At 58.1% G+C, this 1,102-nt stretch carries 1 protein-coding gene; it reads left to right on the plus strand.

What is annotated here, in order from left to right; all coding sequences use genetic code 11:
* Positions 1 to 28: 28 nt before the first annotated feature.
* On the plus strand, positions 29 to 1,093 hold the full coding sequence (locus IVB13_RS01180) for a hypothetical protein (protein ID WP_247487440.1): 1,065 nt from the start codon (positions 29 to 31) through the stop codon (positions 1,091 to 1,093).
* The last annotated feature ends 9 nt before the right edge of the window (positions 1,094 to 1,102 follow it).

The following is a 1,102-nucleotide window of genomic DNA, read 5'->3' on the forward strand; positions in this document are numbered from 1 at the left end:
TACGATACGAAATGTCGGAGCGAGGAAGATGACCGATCTGGACGAATTGCGCAAAGCCACACTGCTGGCGGAGAAGTTCTGGGGCCGGATGTTTGGTGGTTTCCTGGCCACTACGTATCAAGATAAGGGCGAGACCGCGTATCTTGATACTTATTTCCAGACACTCCGCTCTCATCAGAATGTCAAATTCCTGGAGGGGCTGAAGAAGCTCGGCGTGCGCGAGGATGAGCCCCCAGCGGTCAAGGCATGCAAATATCACTATTTCAGCAATATACTTGGCGGTCTGAAGCTGCAGTACATAGAGGAATCGCCCAAGAAGTGTTGGATCCGTTATCTGGCTCCGAGGGCGACGTTCACGGGGCTGGCTATCCTTGCCGTGCCCGCACACACCGCGAAGACGGTGGCGCATTCCTGGCATCCTAGAAACGGCGAGCTGCTGGGCTGCGACCGGCTTCAGTATGTGCGGACCAAAAACATGATGGAGGGAGACCCATACGACGAGGCGTATTGGGTCGAACTCGATCGACCGGTCGCTCCCGAGGAGCGGCTTATATTCAGGCCCGAGATTCGTACGCCGGAGTTTGACCCGGCGAAGGCGCCGCAGCTCGATCCCAAGCTCTGGCCGGAAGAGCGCAGGCTGAAGGCGCGTGCAAACTATTCCGCGGGTTATGTGAGCCGCACGACGAGCGTGCTGGTGTCGAAGTTCGGGGTTGAGGCTGCGGCCGACATCGTGGGCAGGACCATGCGGGGCTTGGCCATTCAACACATCAACGAGCTCAAGGCTGACCAGGGGATCGAGGGCGCCGACTTGCATTCTGTGGTCCAATTCTTCGCCGGCATTCTCACGGCATGCCGTCAAGAATTCCAGATCGAGAAGGTGTCGCCAACCAAGACGCGGATCGTGCTCAAGAGCTACAAGCCGTTCGACTGGGAGGTGCCGGAAAAGCTGCGCGACGCGTTTTTCGAATACCAGCGCATTGCAGTTCGCATCATGAACGGTCGCGTGAAACTCTCTCGCTTGGTCGCTCCCGAATTTGGTGCGACCGAGACTGAAACTTGGGAGTTCGAGGATACCGGACGCTGGCTCTGGTGAGCCGCGAGC

The sequence above is a fragment of the Bradyrhizobium sp. 17 genome (assembly GCF_023073515.1).
Taxonomy (GTDB): domain Bacteria; phylum Pseudomonadota; class Alphaproteobacteria; order Rhizobiales; family Xanthobacteraceae; genus Bradyrhizobium; species Bradyrhizobium canariense_D.

Bases quoted from the DNA above. Each gene is read 5' to 3' on its own strand.
- IVB13_RS01180 (WP_247487440.1), top strand. From the start codon at position 29: ATGACCGATCTGGACGAATTGCGCAAAGCCACACTGCTGGCGGAGAAG.